This window comes from Kribbella sp. NPDC002412, assembly GCF_053592935.1.
The window spans coordinates 106,446-128,079 of record NZ_JBSFBL010000020.1; the positions used below are offsets into that span (position 1 = coordinate 106,446).

Here is a 21,634-nt window from a genome sequence, read left to right on the forward strand (position 1 = left end):
TACATACCAGTCCGCCTGGTCACGGAACGAACCATGCCGGTCACTCACAGAGAGTAGCGTCAGGCTCTGGGTGGCCCGACGGAGTCGCGGACCACGACGACCGTGCCCAGGGTCACCACGGGCTGCTGGTGGGCGAACGGGTCGGCGTTCTTGTCCTGCCCGGACAGCCCGGCCCGGACCGCGGCCCGGCCGAGCTCCTCGAGCGGGACCCGGACCGTCGTCAGGGCCGGCTGCAACTCGGTCGCCACCGGGACGTCGTCGTACCCGACCACGGAGACGTCTTGTGGGACCGAGAGGCCGCGGTCGCGGAGGGCGGCGTAGACGCCGGCCGCGACGATGTCGTTGGCCGCGAAGACCGCGGTGAAGTCGAGGCCGTCGTCGAGCGCCCGCAGCGTCTGCTCGTACGACCATTGTCGGCCGAAGGCGCCGGTGCGGACCAAGGCCGGGTCGAACGGGACCTTGCGTGCTTGAAGCGCCTGCTCGAACCCACGCAGCCGGGCGGTCGTCGTCGACAGCGCAGTCGGACCGCCGAGGTACAGGATCCGGGTGTGCCCCGCGTTCAGCAGGTGATCGGTGATCGCCGCGGCTCCACCGGCGTTGTCGTACTCGACCGCGTACGCCGACGGGTCCGAGGACAACCCGGGTCGGCCACAGAGCACCAGGCTCGAGCCGGCCGCCTTGAGTTGCCGGGCCCGCTGACTGACCGCGGTGAAGTACTCCTTGTCCTCGACCGCGCCGCCGACCAGGATCACCGCGTCCGCCCGCTGCTCCAGCAGCAGGTCGACGAACCGTAGCTCCGCCGACTGGTCGCCCTGTGTCGAGCAGACCAGGCAGAGCCGGCCGGAGGCGACGGCCTCGGACTGGACGCCGCGGGCGATGTAGGCGAAGAACGGGTCGACGATCTCGTTCACCACGATGCCGACCACGCGGGTGGTGGATCCGGCCAGGGCGCGGGCGTGCGCGTTCACCACATAGCCGAGCTCACGCATCGCGCGTTCGACCGCGGCCCGGGTCGCGGCCGCGACCGGATAGTTGCCGTTGACAACCCTGGAGACGGTGGCCGTGGACACGCCGGCGCGTTCGGCCACGTCGCGGATGGTCCGGGCCGCGTCGGGGTCACGCCGTTTCGCCCGCGGCCGAGGGGGGTCCGCCGCCATCCATCACCACCTCCTCCTCGTGTCCTCCCGCCATCCGGATGACGCAGCGCAGCCCGTCCACCTCGACCTCGATCGCCTCGGCCAGCGCCTCGGGCCACACCGTGTCGCCGGACAGTACCACCGCCGACACCAGCAGCAAGGGACCGCCGGGATGCGACCGGCGGACCAGGTACGGCGTCGCCGAGTGCGGACCGAACGCGTTCGTGTCCAGGCCCCGCCGTACGCCGGCTTCGTCGTACCCATGGAGTCCGACCACGACCGAGGTGAGGCGATCGGTGCGGACCGCCTGGGCCCAGTTGCCGGTGGTGGTCGTCCGCGGCTGGTGCTGGTCAGCGATCGCATAGCCGCCGTGGCGAATCGTCACTCCCCCAGGACCGTCGACCAGGACGCAGCGCACTTCCACCCGGCCGAGAACGACCGACGCAACCTCGATCCGCCCGGCGCCTGCCTTCCACCAGGAGGCTGCGCGGCGGCCGTCCATCGCGATCCGCCGAATCCTGCCCCGCTGGCTGGTCCCTTCTGGGCCGACGAGGGCCACATGGTTGTCGATCCGGTCGGGCGTCAACTCCGGCCCGGTGCGACTCGAGTACGCGAGCCGGTCGTAGTGGTGGTCGGCAGGCGGCTCGCGTTCGCCAGGCGCGGCGTGGTCACTGCCGTGGTTGAGCAGCCGCACGATCCCGTCGTCTCGTGTGCCCTGCACCAGGAAACCCGGCGCCGGCATTGCCCGGACCTGGTCGTCCTCGTCGATCGGCAGTGCTGCCTCGCGGTCGGTCCACACCGGATGCTCGGCCGGCAGCAACAGTCCCAGGAAGCCTTCGACGCCCAGTACGGCGACCCCGGTCCGGAGTAGGGCTGCGTCATCGGCAGGAAGTGGTGATGCCACCCGAGCGACAGCAGCCCACGCTCGTCCGGCACTCCGTGATCCACGAAGTGCCGCAGCATGCCCGAGCACAACCGCCGCGTCTGCCCTGGCGTCAGCGGCGAGGCGTCCAGCAGCATCCCCATCCAGTACGGCGCCGCCGCGGCGAACCGGTAGCACAACGACCTGCCCTGGTGGACCGGCGCGCCATCGGCGCCGACGAGGTGGACCGCGTCCTCCAGGAACCGCCGGAGCCGGTCGCGATAGACAGTCAGCCGCTCGTCGGCCGCCGTACCGGCCATCCGGGCCCAGAGACCTGGGTAGAGGTGCATTGCCCAGCCGATGTAGTGGTCGAAGTTCTGGCCGTCGCCGTCGGTGTACCAGCCGTCGCCGACGTACCAGTCCTCGATCCGGTCGAGGCCGCTGTCGATGTCGTCCTGCGAGTACGGCGCTCCGACCGACGCGAGGAACTGCTCTCCGACAACCTGGAACAGCCGCCAGTTGTTGTCCCAGGTCCTGGAGCCGACGAACCCGGAGAGCCAGTCGACCACCTTCTGCTGGTCCGGTCCGTCCAGCCGGTCCCACAGCCAGCCGCGCGACTCGTGCAAGCCGACCGCGATCGCGGCGGCCTCCACCATCTGCTGCGAGCACGGCGTCAGCCGCGGCCACTCGCCGGCCGCCCCGGCGACGAGACCCGGGGCATAGCGCTCGACCAGTCGATCGTCGCCTTGGGTGGCGGCGATCCGGAACGACGCGAGCAGGAAGCTTCGCGCGTAGCCTTCTAAGCCGTCGCAGTCCGCTCCCGACCAACTCCCCCGGCCCGGCAACCGGATTTGCGCACCGCTGGGCGAGAACCAGGGGTTGAGCGAATCCAGCAGGTGATCGGCGACCGCCAGCCAAGTCTCCCGGGTATACCCCGTCCGCGACGACAACAGCCGATCCGCCCCCGGCAACCGCAGCCCGGCCGACGACGGCAGGCCGTCCGACGACCGCAGCCCCTCCGGCGACGGCCGCCGCCTTTGGGCGCCGGTTGTCATGCGATCCGTCCGAGGTCCGCCCACTCGATGCCGTGGGCCAGGTCGAGACCGGCGGCCAGCCGCTCGATCTCCGCCACCGCGGCCTCCCCCAGCCTGACCACTTCGTTGCCCATGGCACCTGCAATGTGCGGGGTCACGAAGACGTTGGGGAGCTGGAGGAGTTGCGAGCTCGCCGGCAACGGTTCGGGATCCGAGACATCGAGCACCGCATCGATCCGCCCCGATGCACACTCCCGCGCGAGCGCGTCGTGGTCGACCAACGCGCCCCGAGCCGTGTTGATCAGCACGGCGCCATCCGGCATCGCGGCCAGCAACTCGGCGGAGACCATCCCCCGGGTCTCCGGAAGCAGCGGCGCATGCAGACTCACGATGTCGCTGGCGCTGAACAACGTCTTCAGGTCACACCACTTCGCCCCGAACGCAGCTGCCTCGGCCTCACTCAGGTAAGGGTCGTTCACCAGTACGTCGACGTCCAGGCCACGCAACCGCTCGAGGACGAGCCGGCCGGTCCGCGATGCGCCCAGCACGCCGATCGTCGTACCGAGGTTGCCGCTGATCGGTACGCCCGGCAACGGGCGGCTGCCGTGGACGGTCCGGTACCAGTCGCGGAGGCGGAACGCGCGTTTGCCCGCCAGCACGATCGCGGCCAGCGCGAACTCCGCGACCGGGATCGCGTTGGCCGCTGCCGCCGAGCTCACGGCGATGCCGCGCTCGAACACGACCGGGTCGACGAAGGTCTTGATCGTGCCGGCCGCGTGCACGATCGCACGCAGCTTCGGGGCGGCGTCCAGGAGGTCCGCGGTGATGGGCGGGCAGCCCCAGCCGGTCAGCAGGACCTCGGCCTCGGCCAGCTCGGCATGCACGGTCTCGAACGACTCGCGCAGTACCGGAACGCCGTCGCGCAGGCCGAGCGGCTCCGCGACTCGCTCGAGGCGGTCCCACACCGGCGGGGTGACGACTTGCGCCCAGGTCGCTTCCGGCATCGCCACGAGGGTGGGTATCCGGGCGGCGGCGTGATGGTTCGGCACGAATCACTCCTAGTAAACGGTTACGCAAACCGTAGACGCGCCGTCGCAGACCGGTCAAGGTTGATCGACCGAAAGCCTTGACACCAGGCGAAAACCGTCCCTAGGTTGTGTCCTCATCCAGACAGCAAACGGTTACTACAGAGGAGGGCCATGCACCGCCGACGCCTCGCCCCGGCTCGCTCCACCCCCGACACGGGACGGCTTCCGTTGCGGGTGCGGTTGCGGCGGGACCGGACGATGCTGCTGCTGGTGCTGCCCGGGTTCTTGTTCTTCGTGGTGTTCCACTACGTGCCGTTGCTGGGCAACGTGATCGTCTTCCAGGACTACCAGCCGTACCTCGGCTTCCGCGGCAGCCCGTGGGTCGGCCTCGGCAACTTCGCGGTCTTCGCCGAGCCGGACTTCTACCGCGCCCTGCTCAACACCCTGAAGTTCGCCCTGCTGCAGCTCGTCCTGTTCTTCCCCGCCCCGATCGGCCTGGCGCTGCTGCTCAACAGCATCCTGAGCTCGAAGGTCCGCCGGTTCGTGCAGAGCGTCGTCTACCTGCCGCACTTCATCGGCTGGGTCATCCTGATCTCGATCAGCCAGCAGCTGATCGGCGGCACCGGCCTGCTCCCGCAGGTGCTCGGCTCGGTGGGTCTCCCGAGGGTCGACCTGATGACGAGCCCGGAGTTCTTCCCGTGGCTGGTCACCCTGCAGCTGATCTGGAAGGACGCCGGCTGGGGCACGATCATCTACCTCGCCGCCCTGCTGAACATCGACACCGACCACTACGAGGCCGCCGCCATCGACGGCGCGAACCGCTGGCGCCGGCTCTGGCACGTCACCCTGCCCGGCATCGTTCCGGTCACCTTGCTCCTGCTGATCCTCAACCTGGGCAGCATCCTGTCGGTCGGCTTCGAGCAGATCCTGCTGCAGCGCGACGCGGTCGGCGCGGACGCCGCCGAGGTGCTCGACACCTACGTCTACTTCCACGGCGTCCTCGACGGCCAGTGGGGACCGGCCGCCGCCGTCGGCTTGGTCAAGGGCGTGATCGGCCTCGTCCTCATCCTCGGCGCCAACAAACTCGCCCACCGCTTCGGCCACGAAGGGATCTACCGCCGATGAAGACCTCTCAGCGGCCGCCGTGGATGGAGCCGCCGTCGCGGCTCGGGCTGGCGTTCAAGGCGCTGGCGATCGTGATCGTCTGCCTGCTGGTGCTCTACCCGTTCGTGAACATCATCGCGACCAGCTTCGCCAGTGAGCCGGAGATCGTCCGCCGGGGCGGGATCATCCCGCTGTTCCCCACCGAGCCGACACTGGCGGCGTACCGGACCATCTTCGCCGGCGGCGTGGTCAGCCACGCCCTGCTGGTCAGCGCCGGCATCACGGTCATCGGTACGGCGCTCAACCTCGTCGTCACCATCGGGCTCGCGTACGGGCTGAGCCGGCCGATCGTCGGCGGGCGGTTCGTGCTGACCGCCGTACTGTTCACGATGCTGTTCGGCGCCGGCATCATCCCGAACTTCCTGCTGGTCAAGCAGCTCGGCCTCTACGACACGTACGCAGCCCTGATCGTGCCCGGCCTGGTCAGCGCCTTCAACTTCCTGGTGCTGCGCAACTTCTTCCAGAACATCCCCGCCGAACTGATCGACAGCGCCCGGATCGACGGCGCGGGTGATGTGGCGATCCTGCTGCGGATCGTGCTGCCGCTGTCGAAGGCGGTGCTGGCCGTGGTCGCGCTGTTCTACGCCGTCGGCCACTGGAACGCGTTCTTCAACGCGTTGCTCTACCTCAGCGACACCGACAAGTGGCCGCTGCCGCTCGTACTGCGGCTCTACGTGCTGCAGGGGCAGCCGGTCGGCGCGGGCGCCGAGTCGCCCGGCGAGGCGGTGGCGTCGATCCAGGCCGTGCAGATGGCGGTCGTCGTCGTGGCGCTCGTCCCGATCCTCTGCGTCTACCCGTTCCTTCAGCGCTACTTCACCAAGGGCGTCCTCACCGGTGCCATCAAGGGTTAGGAGAAAACCGTGACCACCTCATCGGCCGGCCTCAGCCGCCGGAGCTTCCTGCGCAGCGCGGTCGGAGTCGCCGTGATGAGCGCCGCCGGCGTCCCCACGCTGGTTGCCTGCAGCAACGGCAGTACGGCGTCCGGCACCGCCCGGGCCTCGTCGCTGACACTGCCGTCGTACATCGCCTTCGCCGGGCCGGAGCCCGACCTGCCGGGCACCGCGGAGGGCGTGCCGCCGGCGTTCCGCAGCTACCCGAAGAACCTGGTCAAGACCGTCGCGCAGCCGCCGCTGAAGGGCGGCAAGGTGTCGGTGATGACGAACATCTTCGACCCGCTGCCGCCGGCGAAGGACAAGAACACCGCCTGGCAGGAGGTCGAGCGCGCGCTCGGCGGCAGCCTGGACCTGACCATCGTCCCGGCCAGCGACTGGGAGACGAAGTTCCAGACCGTGCTCGCGGCGAACGAGCTGCCCGACCTGGTCCTGTTGTCCGATCCGTCGGTTGTCAACAATCTTCCGGCGTTCTTGGCGGCGAAGTGCACCGACCTGACGCCGTACCTGTCCGGTGACAAGGTGAAGGACTACCCGAACCTGGCCAACATCCCGGCTGTCATCTGGCAGGCCTGCGTGGTCGACGACAAGCTGTACGGGCTGCCGATCCCGCGCAGCATCACCGGCGGCGCCGGCTTCTACAACCAGCGCCACCTCGACCAGGCCGGTGTCGCCTACCCCACCTCCGCCGAGGAGTTCCTGGCGGCGTGCAAGGCGCTGACGAAGCCGCAGCAAGGCCGCTGGGCGATCGTCAACTCGAAGGGCAACACGTTCTTCACGATGATCCAGCAGATGTTCGGCGTCCCGAACGGCTGGCGGCTGGAGAGCGGCAAGCTGGTCCGCAGCTTCGAGACACCGGAGTACAAGGCCGCGCTCGAGTTCGCCGTCGGGCTGGTCAAGGCCGGCGTCGTCGTACCGGGTTCGGACGGGATCGACAGCCAGGCCCGGAAGAACGCGTTCAAGGCCGGCAAGGGCGCCTTCGTGTACGACGGTTTCCCGGCGTACCCGGACTACCTCAAGGACATGAAGCGGCTCGACCCGGCCAACGACCCGCGGGCGTTCGTGCCGATGGCCCCGGCCGGCGGCAAGGCGAACACCTGGTCCGACAACATCCTGTTCGCCTACACGCTGATGAAGAAGGCCGACGAGGCCCGGGCGCGCGAGCTGCTCGGCGTGGCCAACTTCTTCGCCGCGCCCTTCGGCAGCACCGAGAACCTGCTGCTCACCTACGGCGTCGAGGGCGTCGACTTCACCCGGGACGCGAACGGCAACCCGAAGCAGACCGCCAAGGGCGAGGCCGAGCTGACCGTGCCGTGGAAGTACATCGCCGGTCCCACGCAGGCGCTCTTCAACGCGTCCGACCCGACGTACGTCGACAAGGCGCACGCCGACCTGACCAAGCTGATCGGCATGGTCGTCAAGGACCCGACGGCTTCGCTGATCTCGCCGGCCAACGACAAGTCCGGCGGCGACCTCGGTCAGGCGCTGACCGACGTACGCAACGACGTCATCGCCGGCCGGAAGCCGATCAGCGCGTTCGACGCGGCGGTGCAGAAGTGGGCGAAGGACGGCGGGGACAAGATCCGCGGCGAGTTCGAGTCGGCGCTGGGTGGTGCGAGCCCTCGATGAGTTGGCTGACGGAGGCACGCTTCGGGCTGTTCGTGCATTGGGGGATCTACGCGGCGGCCGCCCGGCACGAGTGGGTGAAGTCGTACGAACGGCTGACCGACGAGGACTACCAGCCGTACTTCGACCACTTCTCGCCTGACCTCTACGACCCGGTGCAGTGGGCCGAGGACGCGTGGAACGCCGGCATGCGGTATCTCGTCATCACCACGAAGCACCACGACGGCTTCTGCCTGTGGGACTCGAAGCTGACGTCGTACTCGGCTCCGCACACGCCGTGGGGCAAGGACCTGCTGGCACCGATGGTCGATGCGTTCCGGGCGCGCGGGTTCCGGATCGGGCTCTACCACTCGCTGCTCGACTGGCACCATCCGTCGTTCCCGGTGGATCTCTACCACCCGCAGCGCGGGGATGTGGATTTCATCGACCGGACTGCGGACCGGGACGTTCGCGAGTACGCCGACTATCTGCACGGGCAGGTGCGCGAGCTGCTCACCAACTACGGGCAGATCGACGTGATGTGGTTCGACTTCTCGTACGCCGGCCGCGGGTTCAACGCGAAGGGTCCGGACGAGTGGCGGTCCGAGGAGCTGCTCGCGATGGTGCGGGAGCTGCAGCCCGGGATTCTTGTCAACAATCGACTGGGGCTCGGCAGCGGCGACTTCACCACGCCCGAGCAGGTCCAGCCGCCGGGGAACGAGGTTGCGGCCGGCAACGGTACGCAGGTGCCGTGGGAGGCGTGCCAGACGCTGAACGGGAGCTGGGGGTACCACCGCGACAACCACGACTGGAAGTCGCCGGCGCTGCTGATCCGGATGCTGGTCGACTCGGTCTCGAAGGGCGGCAACATGCTGCTCAACGTGGGACCGAACGGGCGGGGGGCGTGGGAACCCCGGGCGCTGTCCGTCCTCTCCGGAGTCGGCGACTGGATGCGGCTGCACGAGCGGTCGGTGCGCGCGTGCGGTCCTAGTGCGTACGTCCCGCCGGCCGACTGCCGGTACACGCAGAACGGTAACCGGCTCTACCTGCATCTGTTCGCGTGGCCGATGGGGCATCTGCACTTGCCCGGGCTGGGCGACACGGTGGCTTACGCGCACTTCCTGCACGACGCCTCGGAGGTTCAGCGGGTGACCGTCGACCCGTCGGCGCCTGGGCACACGTACCTGGCCGGGCTGCCCGACAACACGCTCACCCTCAAACTCCCCAACCACGCACCCTCCCCGGACATCCCGGTCATCGAGCTCTTCCTCCGCGACTGAGCTCCCCGGCTGCCCGAACGCCGGCTCGCCGCGGCGCGGCCTCCCTCGAACGGCGAAGGCACCCACCTCGACCCGGTGGGTGCCTTCGTCCTTGTGCGTTACTGGCGGATCGTCGTCGGGTCGGTCGGCGGCGGGTTCAGGTCGAGTACTGCGAGTTGGGCGACGGCCTCGGCGTCGACCGGGACGCCCCAGGCGCGGAAGAAGTCGCTCAGGTCGTACCCGGCGGTCCTGCTCGACAGCACCACCAGGTTCCGCAGCCGCAACGCCTCGTCCGTGTAGCTCCCCGCGTACGGTCGCTCCACCCGGACCAGCTTGTGCAGGTCCGGCCAGAAGCTGTCACCGAACGCCAGCCGAAGCTGCTCGAACATCACCAGCTTCTCGTAGGGATCGAAGGTCTTGCCGTAGTCCACACCCGGCTGCCGCAGCTTGCCCGGCGCGCTCTGCCACGGGGACAGCCCGGTCTTCGCGTCCGGCGCATGCAACCGCGGCTGCTGACCGTACTTCGTCGCAAAGACCGCGTTGACGGCCAGCGAGTAGATGTTGACCGTCACCTCGGTCAGCGAGCTCGGCTTGTACGTGATCTGCTGATGCTGGTGCCCGAGCTCGTGGTAGATGCCCCAGCCGCGCGTCCGCAGTCCCTCCACGGTGAGCATCCGGTCCTGGATCGGCGGCGGGAACGACATGTGGCCGTGCGTCGCGTACGCGCCGACTCCGGTGATCGCCGACGGGTAGCCGACGAAGTGGTACGGATGCGGCTGCCGGGCGTGCAGCGGCGACGAGCCGTCGAACCCGCTGACCTGGTCCTCGATCCGGACGATCTCCTCGTACGTCGAGAGCAGGGTGGTGTGGTTCTCGGTGCGGTAGGTGAGCGCCGAGTTCCGTTCGATGGTGATCAGCGTGTGCGGTGCAACGAGTTCGACGTACGGCGTGGTGCGTTCGTCGAGCTGGCGCTGGAACTCGGACTCCGACGTCCAGCCGAGGACGAAGTACGGCATCGGCTGGACGGTGTCGCCGAGACTGACCTTCGCTTGGCCGGTGGCACCGATCAGCTTCAGGTAGACGACACCGCCGCCGGCGTCGGTGACGGTGTTGCGGCCGAGCTGGAGCGGGTACTGACGCGATGCCTTGAACTCCTTGCGGGCGTCCGCGTCCGGCGCGCCGACAACCAGGGTCGGGGCGAGGCTGCCCTGGTGGACGACGACGTTCAGCGGGGTGTTCGCCGGTAGGTAGAAGCCGGTGGTGCGGAGCTCGGTGTTGCTCAAGCTGTTCTGCGTTCGCTCGAGCTCCGTGGTCCGCGCCGAGGGAAGGGCTTGGAGCTCGAAGGTGTGGCACAGCTCTTCGGTCACTCTGGAGCGGGCTGCTGCGGCTGTGGTCACGGGTATTGCTGTCATTGCTGCACCGACCGCGGCGGCGGACAAGATCCGTCGCCTCGAGTAATGGGGTGGTCGGACGTGCGGCATCAGAACCTCCTGGTTGCTGCCAGCACCCGGCGACCCGGCCGGCTCTGTCCGCCGGCCCCGGTTGCTTGCGAAATCCGTGGGGTCAGCTTCTGCTGAAGGTCGCCGTATGAGTTGCTCCCCGCGTGCCGCCGACGGCCACGTCGACCACCAACTGCTTGCCCGTGGCAACGACGGTCACGCTGTCGTCCTTTGTCAGCACGCGAGCAATCTGATTGTCGACAATCAAACGAAGCGTTGGGACGGTCCGGCTGGGATCCGACACCGCCACGTGGATCGTGTGGCCTTCGATGCCGACGACGACGGACGCCGGCCCATCCGCGGTGATTCCACCGGCCTCACCGGCGGTCCAGAAGTTGGCGAGCGTGAGGTGGTCGCGACCGGAGCGAATCGCCTGCACCTCGGCGGAGTTCGACAGCACCGTGACGCCGGGATCTGCTGCCCGTTGCGCAGTTCGCCAAGCGCTTGCCCCAGGCAACAGGATGTATGCGTACGCACCGACAGCCGTGCCATGGTCGAGCACGAGAGACTGATAGCGACGGGTGTACGGCGTCGTCGAGCCTGCTGTGTCGTTGCCGGTGTTGATCTCCCGCCAGGTACCGGTGCGGTCCTCCCGTTGGACGCTGAGTTGTCCACCGTTGGGGAAGATGTAGCCGCCGACGCCTTCGAGGTGTGCCCAGCGCGGATCGTCGTACGACGCGTCGGCCGGCTGGATGCGACCGTCGACCACGAGGGCCGCGGCGCCGTCCTCGTGCAGGTTGCGGTTCTCGACCACGGTCTCCACCGGGTAGCCGTCGGTTCCGACGATGCCGGCGCCCAGGGCAACGACCGAGTCGGACAGGCAGAACCAGGATTTCCTGGCCTGCAACGTCTTGTCGTGGTTGATCAGGTGCATGCCGACCGCACCGGCCGTGTTCCGGTACGACGCTCCGCCGGCCCACTCGGCGTACGCGGCGATCGTCCCGGTGCCGCCGCCGGTGCCGTGCGGCTGCCGCGGTTTGGTGCTGACCGTCGTACCGGGCATGCGCTGGGCGTCGACGGTCGGCCAGAAGGCGTCGTAGAACTGGGCGTGGTCGTCGTTGTAGAGGTAGGTCATGCCGTCGCCGACGTACCAACCGCGGAGGTTCTCGCCGTTGCCCCACTCGTAGCGGGCCATCCGCTTCGACGACATGGCGATCGCGAACGTCCAGCCCGGGCGCCGGTGGACGACGCGGTCCTGGTTGTGGAACTGGAAGTGCGCGGGGGTCGCGGGCGCCGCGGCGATGCGTGCGTCGTCGAGGACGGCCTTGGCGCGAGAGATCTCGGGGATCGACGCGCCACTCAGGTAGTCGGCGAGGCGGTCGCGGGTGATCCAGCCCTTGGCGAGTGCCTTGTAGCGGCTAGCGTACGGCTCGGCGACTCCACCGGCGAGCAGCAGCACGGTCGACGTGGTGCCGTGCCCGTGGCGGTGGTCGCCCGCGCGTTCGCGCGAGATCGCCCGGCCGGACACGCAGTCCATCATCAGATTGTTGACAATGAACGGCGAGAAACTCGCCTCGACCGCGTCCAGGATCACCGCGCGGTTCGGGTCGCTGATCTGCCAGGTCGAGCCGCCGAGCAACGAGAACAGGTTGGCCACTCCGCCGAGCGCGACGTTGCCGTAGGTGCCGACGTACGCGAGGTTGCCGTGCTGGACGAACGAGCCGTCGCGGTAGAAGCCGTCGCCGCTGGTGACGTAGGTGAAGACGCTGTTCTTGCCGGCCTCCGCCACGTCGCTCAGCGCGTCCCGGGCCGCGGCGAGCTTGTCGGCCGACTTCCCGACGATGCCGCGCAGCGCCACGATCAGCGCCTTGTCGACCCGGTTGGCGCCGGTCTCCCGCAGGTTCGGCGAGTTGGTCCGGCGGTTCGGGTTCGGGACGAACCTGTCGACGGCCTTCAGGTACGACGCCAGTTGCTCGGCGGACAGTGCGTCGTACGCGAGGATGCAGGTGTCGAGCAGGGCGCGCGGCGCGCCGATCTCCCAGAACCACCAGTTGCCGGTCTCCGGGAGCGTCTCGTTGTAGGCCCGCGCGTAGAGGAAGTCGAGTGCGCTCGCGAGCTTGCCGGCCGGGTCGGCGGTGAGCGTGGTCCCGGACGTCGCCCGCGCCAGCGCGATGGTCTTCAGCCGGGTGTAGCTGATGGAGAAGTTGCCCGACGTCGAGCTGAGCGGGAGGTCGGCCCAGAGTGCCGTCCGGTCGGCGTCGACGATCAGATTGTCGACAAACTCCTGCGCCTGCGCGCTCAGCTTGGCCAGGGCGTCGGCGTACGCGGGGTCGTTGGGGTCGATCGCACCACCGCTGTTCAGCGCGGCCCATCGGTCGCGCAGTACGTCGAACTCGTCCGCGGCGGCCGCGGTCCCGGTGCCGAGCAGCCCGGTGGCGGTGAGGGCGCCGGCGGTGAGTCCCGCCTGGAGCAACAGACGTCGACGGATGGAAGGCGGCATCGCGGGCTCCTCTGGGTGGCGGGCAGTAAACGCTTACCGGATAGCCTCCAGGATGCTCACAATGGTCGTCAACAGCTTCTGGTGATCACTTCTGATCACTTCTTGTCCTGACTTGGACGGCAGGCTCGTGACCTGGACGGCAGGTTACGGAAGCAGGTCGCGGACCACGGCGTCGGCGAGCAGGCGGCCGCGGTCAGTCAGGACCAAGCGGTCGCCGGTCCGGGTGACGAGGTCGGGCATGGCGGCCGCCGCGGCGCGGCCGTCGTCGTCGAGGACGTCGAGCGGCAGACCTGCGGACAGCCGGATCTCGAGCAGCACGCGTTCGACCCGGCGGGTCTCGTCGTCGAGGATCTCGCGGGCATGGGCGGGACTGTCGCCGGCTTCGAGGCGTCCGGCGTACGCGCTGGGATGCTTCACGTTCCACCAGCGGACGCCGCCGACGTGACTGTGCGCGCCGGGGCCGATCCCCCACCAGGTGTCGCCACGCCAGTAGAGCTCGTTGTGCCGGCAGCGCGCGTCCTCGGTGCGGGCCCAGTTGGAGACCTCGTACCAGTTCAGGCCGTGGGCGGACAACATCTCGTCGGCCAGCACGTACTTGTCCGCGAGGTCGTCGTCGTCCGGCATCGGCAGCTCGCCGCGGCGGATCCGGCGGGCCAGTTGGGTGCCGTCCTCGACGATCAACGCGTACGCGCTGACGTGGTCGGGGTCGGCCGACAGCGCCGACTCCAGCGAGGCCCGCCAGTCGTCGAGCGACTCCCCCGGCGTCCCGTAGATCAGGTCCAGGTTCACGTGCTCGAACCCGGCCGCGGTCGCCTCCTTCACCGCCTGCAACGCCCGCCCCGGCGTGTGCTGCCGGTCGAGCATCTTCAGCACGTGCGACGACGCGCTCTGCATTCCGAAGCTGACCCGGGTGAAGCCGGCCTCCAGCAGCGCCTCGAGGTACGCCGGATCCACCGATTCGGGGTTGGCCTCGGTCGTCACCTCGGCGCCCGGCGCCAGCCCGAACTCGTCGCGAACCGCGGCCAGCATCCGGCCGAGATCAGTTGCCGGCAGCAACGTCGGCGTACCGCCGCCGAAGAAGACGGTCTCGACCGGCCGATCCAGCCCGTCGAGCACCCGCCGCGCCATCCGGACCTCACCGACGGCGGTGTCGGCGTACGACACCTGCGACGCACCGCCCCCGAGCTCGGTCGCCGTATAGGTGTTGAAGTCGCAGTACCCGCACCGTGACGCGCAGAACGGCACGTGCAGATAGAACCCGAACGGCCGGGACGCGGCTTCGAGTACGGCGGACTCCGGCAGCGACCCGTCCCGGGGCGCAACCTCCCCCTCGGGCAGTGTCGACGGCACCCCTCAAGAGTACGAGGCGGATCGAGACGTGATCGCCGGGGTTCGTGGTGGCGAAACGTATCGGACTGACTACATTCGGCTCATGGCCCGCCGAGGCTCAGCCGGTCGGGCGCGGCACCCGGAACGCGGTGGTCGTCGCGATCATGCTCGGCATGCTGCTCGCGGCCCTCGACCAGACCATCGTCGCGACCGCGCTCGCCCGCCTGCAGGAATGGGACCCGGAGAACTCCGACTCCTTCTCCCACGCCGTCGACCGCATCGCCGAACAAATGATCGACCAAGGCCAATCCCTCACTACCGGCCGCCACGCCGCCGCCCTGGTCTGACGCCCTCTGCCTCTGGTGCACCGCCATCCACGCCTTGACCGTCCTGCTCTTCGCTCTGCTGGCAATCCAGCGCGCCATCCACACGGACTGACCAACCCACACAACGCTGGTCATTCAGCTGTGTCGGTCAGTCGATTTGGTCTGTTTGGCTGCCGAGCTCGATCGAGGCGACGCGAGGGTCCTGGTCGAGCTCGGCGAGGGCGGACGGGCGGACCCTGCAGGTGAGCAAGGTGTCGGTGATGAAGCCCCGGACGTCCAGACCGGGCGGGGAGTAGCCGGGTTCGGTGACCTCGACGACGGCGGTCAGCAGCTGATCGCCCGCTTCCGCGTCGAGCAGCCGACTCGTTCTCGTGCGCACCTTCCGGTAACGGTCGAGGCCTGTGGGCTCTTCGAACTCGAGCGGACCTGGCGCGTCGCCGACCTGGGCGTCGCGATCCGGTATGTCGGATTCGGGTCCGTCAGAGCTCACCCTAGGGTCCAGCCAGTTTCTCCACTGCCCGCAACGCCTCTGCGGCGTCGATCCGGCCGTGACCGTACCGGTCGTCCCAGCCGCCGGCGGCCGGCGGGTTGGAGCGGGCGCTGTCCGTCACGATACGTCGGAGCGTAGCAGCGTCGAGCGCGACGCCACGAGCGTTGGCCTCCGCGAGGATCAGCGCCACGACCCCGGTGACAGCCGGTGCCGCCATGCTGGTGCCTGACTTGCGGACCACTCCGGTTCCGGTCCTCGAATGAGCTGCGAAGACGGCGTGCCCAGGCGCGCTGATCTCCGGCTTCTGCCGGCCGTCCCGGGTTGGCCCGGCGCTGCAGAAGAACGACAGCGGTTTGGTCGGCGTGTGCGCGTCGTACGAACCGACCGCCAGGCTGAGCTGTCCGCAGGACAGGGAGCCGAGGGTTCGGCTTCCGTCCGCGTCGACGAAAGCTGCCTGAGACCGGTCGTTGCGCTCGATCCACGCATGGAAACCGCCGTCGGCGACCTGGTCACCGTGCAGCCGGATCTGCCAGACACCCGCGGGCACCCGCTCCTCGAGGAAGAGGCCGAACGTGTTGTCGCCGTTGTTCGGATCGGCGTCCCGATGGCTGACGAACAGCAGCGTCGTTCCGTCGTCGGCCCGGATCCGTGCATTCGACCCGAGTGGCACCGTGCCGAGGCTGTTTCCCGCCGGGGTGATCAGCTCCACGCTGAAGCGGTCGCTGCCGGCGTACCAGAGCTCCATTTCGCACTGCGAGACCAGAGTGTCCGGGATCGACAGGCCGACATCGACCGAGCCGCCGGCGGGCACCGAGCCCGCGAGGTGAACTCCGTCGTCGAAGGCGTTTCCCGCCGCGATCACCACGGCCCGGTTCGGCTTCGCCGAGACAAGCGCGTCCATGCCCTTCTCTACCAGGCTTGTGCCGTCGTGCGGCCCGCCGTTCGTGCCGAGGCTGATGTTCACCACGCATGGGCGCTCGCCGGCCTCGTCGAACAGGAAGCGTGCTGCCTCGAGTTGCTGCACGGAGTCGCCGAAGGATGAGCCGACCACCTCTTCGCCTTCCCACGCGATGTCGGAGACCGCCGGTTCCACGAAGGCGATGTCGGCGTCGGGGGCCACTCCGGGGACACCCGATCCGCGCCCATTACCTGCCGCGATGTCGGTCACGTGCGTACCGTGCGTTCCCTTGGGCCGCGTCGGGGAATCCGGCAGTGGGCCGTAGCCAAGGGCTGCGTACGGGTTCGGCTGGCCAAGCGCCAGATCGATGTCCTGTGCGCTGTACCGCTTGCCGTAGCCGAACGGGCTTGCAGACGTCGAAGGACCATCCTGGTGCCACAGCGCCACCAGCCGCGTCGAGCCGTCCGATCGGCGGAAGTTGCCATGCACGAAGTCGGCGCCGGAGTCGATGATTCCCACCAGTACGCCTACGCCGCCGGCCGCGAGCGATCCCGCGGGAAGGGCAGCCGGGTCGGCCTCGATCTCAGGGACTGTGGCGTCCAGCAGCGGCCGGAGCCGTTGCGCCGACTTCATACTGCGAACGCCGTCCGCCTGGCGGATGACTTCGATCCTGCTGAGTGGCACCCGCGCAGTCACCAGCCAGCCACCATCGACCTCGCCGATCACCGCACCTCGCCGAACGTCAGTCCGCTCGTAGAAACGGTCGGCGTCGTCCACCAGGACCAGTACGCCGATCTCGGCCTCGTCGCTCGACGCGGTCGCAAACGTCCGCAGACCGCGCTGACGGCGCTCGACCGCCCGCTGCAGCCTTGGATCCATCCGAGAGTAGATGTCGGTTGTTTCCAGGTACATCCCGATCCCCCTTGATCTTCGGGTAGGCGTTGCCGAACACGACCACGTGATGTATCGGTGTCCGTGAAAGTGCCCGAGGATGAACTTCTGGTACGGCGATATCCAGCGAGCGCTTCGCCCCCTCCCCAACACCAAATGTCCTCTCAGCCCCGAGAATTGTCCATCGCCGAATTGACGCTGAAGCACTTGTTCGACCAACGCCACTATCGAAGCTCGTCGTGCGTCACTTCTGGCAATGCCGCGGAGATTGTTACCGCACGCCGGCCCCGACTGTGAGAGTTCCTGCGGAAGGGTCGATCGTGGCGGCGGTGCCCAGGGGGACTGGCGCGGCTGGCTGGCGGTGGCCGATGGGGAGGCCGGCCAGGACGGGGACGGCAAGGAGATTGAAGCGGTCTCGGAGTACGTCGTTGAGGGACCATCCGTTGGCGTGGGTGGTTTCGAACCCGTTGAATTGGCCGACTGCGATTCCTCGGAGGTCGTCTAGGCGGCCGGACTTGATCAGTTGGGTGAGTTGGTGGTCGATTGCGCCTAGGCCGGTTCCGAGATTGTCTTCGATCAGGAGGATGCCGCCGTCGAGGCTGGGCAGGTCGCTGCCGACGGCGTGAGCGATCGTGTTGAGGTTGCCACCCATCAGAAACCCGGTCGCCGGGCCGCCGGTCGTCAGCTCGGCCGTCGGCTCCCTGGGGTCCTGCTTGATGACGATCTCGTCGGTGGTCATCAGGAGCTGACGGACAGACTCCTGCCCGAACGCCCCGTGGATCGCGGCCAGCCGGCATTCCTTCCACAAGGTCAGGTGTACGGCGGTGATGTCGCTGAACTCGACCAGCGGCTTCGGATCCCGGCGTACGGCGTCGAAGTCGAGCTGATCGCTGATCCGGTACGCGCCCTTGCCACCCCTGGTCGCGAACACGGCACGCACTCCCGGATCCCGAAACGCATCGTTGAGATCCGCAAGCCGGTCCTCGTCGGTTCCCGCCAGATATCCCACACTGTCGAACACGTGCCGCCCAAGCTCCACCTTCAGCCCCCACCCGGCCAGCATCTCGACCCCACGCGCCACGAACTCACGCTCAGGCGTACTAGCCGGCGAAACCACCCGAACCCGATCACCAGACACGAGCCTTGGCGGGATGAACGCAGTCATGCCGAAACCCTGCCAGCCGCCGCCGACAGTCTGTGGTCTCCGGTGCTGTTGTCGGCGGCAGTTGCAGCATCCGCCACAACACCCGTCTCTCGCATCTCCACCGTCGCGGTCGACTCGGGTGTGTGCGTGGGCGGGTTCACGGGTGGTACTCGAACGGCGGGCGACAGCACGCAGGACCGGCGGTAGCCGGTTCAAGCGGGCGGTAGCACGCGCACACCCGTGGGTGGTGTGGGAGCGGTGGCGAGCACGCGACGGAGGAGCGGGCGTAGCGGCGCGTGGGAAGGACTCGTGCGGGAGGGTCTACGTGCGGGAGTCGTAGGTTTCGCGGGCCGCCAGGACTTCTTCGATGTGTTCTTCGGCCCAGTGGCCGAGGGCTTGGAGGGGAGTGTGGAGGGTGCGGCCCAGGGTGGTCAGTTCGTATTCCACCCTGGGTGGCATCTCGGCGTACACGTGGCGCTCGACGAGGCCGTCGCGTTCCAGGTCGCGCAGTGTTTCGGTGAGGACCTTGCCGCTGATGCCCTCGACCGCCGTCCGCAGGTCGCCGAACCGCTTCCGGCCGTCGCTGAGCACGATCACCACCATCGCCGTCCACTTGTTGGCGATCCGCGCGAGCGACGTCCGCGACGGGCAGGTCGCGAGCAGCACGTTGAACGCCGGGTGGTCAGTCATGGTCAACATCTGACCAGATCGCACCGACAGTTCTCAGCCGACGCCCCAGAACGCGTCCTCGTTGTCCTGGTCGGCCGAGAACAGCCGGACCTCCACGATCCGATCGCCGTCGATCCGCAGTACGTCGACGCCGTCCCCACCGAGCTCGGCGCCGGAGCGCTTCCCGGCGAAATGCACGGGGATGGCGGCGTGGTCGCCGTTCACCATCGGTACGCCGACCACCGAGAGGTCGAACGTCCCCTCGCTGATCGTCATCATTGCTCCCAGCAACTGGTCGACGGCGGCCCGGCCGCGGTGGGTGCCGGACAGCTGGTTCGCGCCCGGCTGGTGCCAGACGATGTCGTCGGCGAGCAGGCCGGCGACGGTTCCGAAATCCTTGGCGGCCACGGCATCGACGTACTTCCGGGCCACCGCAAGCGTGGAGTCCACTGTCATCTCCTTCACGAGGTGGGTTCGGACTCCATGCTCACCATCGGTAACCAGGCACCTCAACGTAACTAACGGCCCCGAGTGACCCACATCACAACCGATCTGGATCGATCGACGGGACCGGGCGGGCGGCGGCGATACTGGTCGGCGTGACGAGAGAGCCGCGGCTGGAAGTCGAGTACTGCACCCAGTGCCGGTGGTTGCTGCGCGCAGCCTGGACCGCGCAGGAACTGCTGACCACCTTCACCACCGACCTCGGCGAGGTCGCGCTGATCCCCGGCACCGGCGGCATCTTCGAGGTCCGCCTCGACGGCGAGACTCTCTGGTCCCGCAAGGCCGAGAACGGCTTCCCCGAGATCGCCCACCTCAAGCAACTGGTCCGCGACCGAGTCGCCCCCGACCGCTCGCTCGGCCACTCCGACCGCCGCTCAACCGCAGCCGACCCCAACTGAACCACGGCCAACCGCCGCCGACCCGGCCTGAGCGCCGGTCGACGGCGGCAAGCGTGCTTTACGGGATCTGCAGCACAGGCGCGATCGTCTTGGTGCGGGCGCCCTCGTAGGCGGCCAGAAGGATCCCCAGTACGGCGATGCCCTCTTCCTCAGTGTGGATCGGACGGGCCTTCCCGAGGAGCGAGTCGGCGAAATGCCCGATCTCCGCGGCAAACGTGTCGACCGGTTCCAGCGCGATCGTCTCGGTCTCGCCGGAGCGCAGCCGGTACGTGACCGAGTTACCGTCGCTGTGCAGCGCCCCGAGCTCACCAACCGCGGAGAACCGCTCGGTGGAGGCAGCCGGCTGGTACGCCCAGCTCGTCACCAGTTGCCCGACGACGCCGTTGTCGAACCGGATCAGGACCTGCGCCGAGTCTTCACCCTCCATGAACTTCAGCCGGTGCGTCGACAGCATCGCGGTCGCCTCGACCGGCATGCCCCCGGCGAGGTGCAGCATCAGGTACGTCGGGTGGTACCCGGTGTCGATCAGCTCGCCACCACCACTCGTCTTGCTGCTCGCCCGCCACCCCATCGAGCTCGGATCGAAGTTGTTGTAGAAGCTGTCCGTCGTACGCACCTCGTAGACGGTCCCGATCGTCCCGGCCTCGAGCAGCTCCTTCGCCTTCGCGACGGCCGGCATGAACAGCTGATTGTGCGCGCACATCAGCGTCACGCCGTTGTCCGTCACCGCCTTCCGAACGTCCGCGGCCTCGTCCGCCGTCAGGCACAGCGGCTTCTCACACAGGATGTGCTTGCCCGCCTCGGCAGCGGCGACGATCGCGTCCCGGTGCAGGTGGTGGGGCAGGCAGATGTCGACCGCGTCGACGTTCTCGGTCTCGAGCAGCTTGCGATAGTCGAGGTACGGCGTCGCGCCCAGCTCCTTGCCGCGCGCAACAGCCGTCTCCTCCAAGGCGTCGGCGACGGCGGTGATGCCGATCCGGTCGGCGTGCTCGAGGTACCCGCGGATGTGGGCGCCCGCGATACCGCCGCCGCCGATCAGCCCGACCTTGATCTCTGGCATGGACGTCAGCCTCCGTAGGAGATGGTTCGGCCCTGTTCGGCCGCTTCGTTCGCGGCGACGACCAGGCGGGTCAGCTCGACCGCGCGTCGCAGGTTGTCGTCGGCGCGGGTGCCGTTGGTGATGTGGTCGACCCACTGGGCGAACGGGTCCGGGCTGTGCTCGGGCACCGGCACCTGCCGGTCCCCGACCCGGAGCTCGTTGCCTGCGTCGGTGTACGTCAGGCTGCTCGCCGTACCGAAGATCTCGATCGTGAACGGGTTGCGGCTGGTGAAGCCGGCCTCGATCACGCCGATCTTCTGATCCCGGTAACCGACCGTGACGACGGCGTTGTCCTCGAGCCCGCGACCGTTCACCGAGCGGTACGTCGCGTCGACGGTGTCGGGATCGGTGCCGAGGAACAACTGCACGAGGTAGACCGGATGGCAGCCGAGATCGGTGAGCGCTCCCCCGATTGCCGCCTTCTGGTCGAAGAACCGCTGCGGCAGCCAGCCGTCGTAGCCGTCACTCGGTACGGCGCCGTCGTGCGACAGCCGCACCCGCGCGTAGGTGAGCTGGCCGAGCTCGCCGCTGGCGAGCACCTCGCTGATCGCCTGGGTGTACCCGTGCGAGAGCCGCGGCAGCGAGACCACCACCTTGACCCCGTTCGCGTCGGCCGCGGCGAGGATCTCCTCCGCCTCGGCCACGGTTGGCGCGAGCAACTTCTCGGTGAAGATGTGCTTGCCCGCGTTCGCCGCCTTGACCATGATGTCGCGGTGCTCGTTCGTCGCCGTGGTGATCACCACCGCGTCGACGTCCGCCAGCACCGCGTCGAGATCGGTGCTGAACGGCACGCCGAACCGATCGGCGCCCGCCTGCCCGAGCTCCACGTCCTCGTCCCACACCGCGACGAGCTCGGTCCCAGGATGCGCCTGAGCCTGCCGCGCGTAGTCCCCCGCATGAACATGCCAAAACCCCAGAACCGCAACCTTCAGCGGCGTCGACATCCGTGCCTCCTCGCTGAACACCGGT

At 68.5% G+C, this 21,634-nt stretch carries 20 protein-coding genes; 6 read left to right on the plus strand and 14 right to left on the minus strand.

What is annotated here, in order from left to right; genetic code table 11:
- Nucleotides 1–59: 59 nt before the first annotated feature.
- Genes ACWCOV_RS18320 through ACWCOV_RS18335 form a run of 4 tightly spaced genes read right to left on the minus strand, consistent with a single transcriptional unit; the run spans nucleotide 60 to nucleotide 4,081 of the window.
- Nucleotides 60–1,157 carry a LacI family DNA-binding transcriptional regulator gene (locus tag ACWCOV_RS18320; RefSeq protein WP_449830451.1) on the minus strand — a complete coding sequence of 366 codons (1,098 nt, stop codon included), beginning with the start codon at nucleotides 1,155–1,157 and terminating at the stop codon, nucleotides 60–62.
- Nucleotides 1,117–1,722, minus strand: coding sequence for a hypothetical protein (locus ACWCOV_RS18325; RefSeq protein ID WP_449830452.1), 606 nt, complete (start codon nucleotides 1,720–1,722; stop codon nucleotides 1,117–1,119). The genes ACWCOV_RS18320 and ACWCOV_RS18325 overlap by 41 nt, the downstream gene beginning before the upstream one ends.
- Nucleotides 1,719–3,053, minus strand: coding sequence for a DUF2264 domain-containing protein (locus tag ACWCOV_RS18330; protein ID WP_449830453.1), 1,335 nt, complete (start codon nucleotides 3,051–3,053; stop codon nucleotides 1,719–1,721). The genes ACWCOV_RS18325 and ACWCOV_RS18330 overlap by 4 nt, the downstream gene beginning before the upstream one ends.
- On the minus strand, nucleotides 3,050–4,081 hold the full coding sequence (locus ACWCOV_RS18335; protein ID WP_449830454.1) for a hydroxyacid dehydrogenase: 1,032 nt from the start codon (nucleotides 4,079–4,081) through the stop codon (nucleotides 3,050–3,052). Before ACWCOV_RS18335 ends, ACWCOV_RS18330 begins: the two co-directional genes overlap by 4 nt.
- A gap of 150 nt (nucleotides 4,082–4,231) precedes the next feature.
- Here ACWCOV_RS18335 and ACWCOV_RS18340 point away from each other — a divergent pair, with 150 nt between their 5' ends.
- From ACWCOV_RS18340 to ACWCOV_RS18355, 4 genes are read left to right on the plus strand one after another with little or no spacing between them, the layout of a single operon-like run.
- Nucleotides 4,232–5,185 (plus strand): ABC transporter permease, encoded by a 954-nt coding sequence (locus tag ACWCOV_RS18340; protein ID WP_449830455.1) that lies wholly within the window; start codon nucleotides 4,232–4,234, stop codon nucleotides 5,183–5,185.
- Nucleotides 5,182–6,075 (plus strand): carbohydrate ABC transporter permease, encoded by an 894-nt coding sequence (locus tag ACWCOV_RS18345; RefSeq protein ID WP_449830456.1) that lies wholly within the window; start codon nucleotides 5,182–5,184, stop codon nucleotides 6,073–6,075. The genes ACWCOV_RS18340 and ACWCOV_RS18345 overlap by 4 nt, the downstream gene beginning before the upstream one ends.
- 9 nt (nucleotides 6,076–6,084) lie before the next feature.
- Nucleotides 6,085–7,743, plus strand: a complete 1,659-nt coding sequence (locus tag ACWCOV_RS18350; protein WP_449830457.1) for a hypothetical protein — start codon at nucleotides 6,085–6,087, stop codon at nucleotides 7,741–7,743.
- On the plus strand, nucleotides 7,740–8,999 hold the full coding sequence (locus ACWCOV_RS18355) for an alpha-L-fucosidase (RefSeq protein ID WP_449830458.1): 1,260 nt from the start codon (nucleotides 7,740–7,742) through the stop codon (nucleotides 8,997–8,999). Before ACWCOV_RS18350 ends, ACWCOV_RS18355 begins: the two co-directional genes overlap by 4 nt.
- 98 nt (nucleotides 9,000–9,097) lie before the next feature.
- Here the strand turns inward: ACWCOV_RS18355 and ACWCOV_RS18360 are convergent, their stop codons facing one another.
- From ACWCOV_RS18360 to hemW, 3 genes are all read right to left on the minus strand, one after another.
- On the minus strand, nucleotides 9,098–10,345 hold the full coding sequence (locus ACWCOV_RS18360; protein WP_449830459.1) for a M60 family metallopeptidase: 1,248 nt from the start codon (nucleotides 10,343–10,345) through the stop codon (nucleotides 9,098–9,100).
- A gap of 196 nt (nucleotides 10,346–10,541) precedes the next feature.
- Nucleotides 10,542–12,917, minus strand: coding sequence for a polysaccharide lyase 8 family protein (locus ACWCOV_RS18365; protein ID WP_449830460.1), 2,376 nt, complete (start codon nucleotides 12,915–12,917; stop codon nucleotides 10,542–10,544).
- A 144-nt stretch (nucleotides 12,918–13,061) separates the two neighbouring features.
- Entirely contained in the window at nucleotides 13,062–14,267 is a 1,206-nt protein-coding gene (hemW, locus tag ACWCOV_RS18370) for a radical SAM family heme chaperone HemW (RefSeq protein WP_449830461.1), read from the minus strand.
- A 47-nt stretch (nucleotides 14,268–14,314) separates the two neighbouring features.
- Between hemW and ACWCOV_RS18375 the strand changes: the two genes are divergently transcribed.
- Nucleotides 14,315–14,593 (plus strand): hypothetical protein, encoded by a 279-nt coding sequence (locus tag ACWCOV_RS18375; protein WP_449830462.1) that lies wholly within the window; start codon nucleotides 14,315–14,317, stop codon nucleotides 14,591–14,593.
- Between the two features lie 127 nt (nucleotides 14,594–14,720).
- On the opposite strand, the gene ACWCOV_RS18380 is transcribed toward ACWCOV_RS18375, so the two are convergent.
- The 5 genes from ACWCOV_RS18380 to ACWCOV_RS18400 form a co-directional block, all read right to left on the minus strand.
- Complete coding sequence (locus ACWCOV_RS18380) at nucleotides 14,721–15,062, minus strand: hypothetical protein (protein ID WP_449830463.1); 342 nt, start codon at nucleotides 15,060–15,062, stop codon at nucleotides 14,721–14,723.
- A gap of 1 nt (nucleotide 15,063) precedes the next feature.
- Nucleotides 15,064–16,839 (minus strand): S8 family peptidase, encoded by a 1,776-nt coding sequence (locus tag ACWCOV_RS18385; protein WP_449830464.1) that lies wholly within the window; start codon nucleotides 16,837–16,839, stop codon nucleotides 15,064–15,066.
- A 283-nt stretch (nucleotides 16,840–17,122) separates the two neighbouring features.
- Nucleotides 17,123–18,016, minus strand: a complete 894-nt coding sequence (locus ACWCOV_RS18390; protein ID WP_449830465.1) for a S66 peptidase family protein — start codon at nucleotides 18,014–18,016, stop codon at nucleotides 17,123–17,125.
- A 300-nt stretch (nucleotides 18,017–18,316) separates the two neighbouring features.
- Nucleotides 18,317–18,685 carry a winged helix-turn-helix transcriptional regulator gene (locus ACWCOV_RS18395; protein WP_449830466.1) on the minus strand — a complete coding sequence of 123 codons (369 nt, stop codon included), beginning with the start codon at nucleotides 18,683–18,685 and terminating at the stop codon, nucleotides 18,317–18,319.
- A 33-nt stretch (nucleotides 18,686–18,718) separates the two neighbouring features.
- Nucleotides 18,719–19,114, minus strand: coding sequence for a nuclear transport factor 2 family protein (locus ACWCOV_RS18400; protein ID WP_449830467.1), 396 nt, complete (start codon nucleotides 19,112–19,114; stop codon nucleotides 18,719–18,721).
- Between the two features lie 149 nt (nucleotides 19,115–19,263).
- Between ACWCOV_RS18400 and ACWCOV_RS18405 the strand changes: the two genes are divergently transcribed.
- The gene (locus ACWCOV_RS18405) at nucleotides 19,264–19,566 is read left to right on the plus strand and encodes a SelT/SelW/SelH family protein (RefSeq protein WP_449830468.1); all 303 of its coding nucleotides are present in this window, start codon (nucleotides 19,264–19,266) and stop codon (nucleotides 19,564–19,566) included.
- A 58-nt stretch (nucleotides 19,567–19,624) separates the two neighbouring features.
- Here the strand turns inward: ACWCOV_RS18405 and ACWCOV_RS18410 are convergent, their stop codons facing one another.
- On the minus strand, nucleotides 19,625–20,626 hold the full coding sequence (locus tag ACWCOV_RS18410) for a Gfo/Idh/MocA family protein (RefSeq protein ID WP_449830469.1): 1,002 nt from the start codon (nucleotides 20,624–20,626) through the stop codon (nucleotides 19,625–19,627).
- A 5-nt stretch (nucleotides 20,627–20,631) separates the two neighbouring features.
- Nucleotides 20,632–21,609, minus strand: a complete 978-nt coding sequence (locus ACWCOV_RS18415) for a Gfo/Idh/MocA family protein (RefSeq protein ID WP_449830470.1) — start codon at nucleotides 21,607–21,609, stop codon at nucleotides 20,632–20,634.
- Nucleotides 21,610–21,634: the final 25 nt, after the last annotated feature.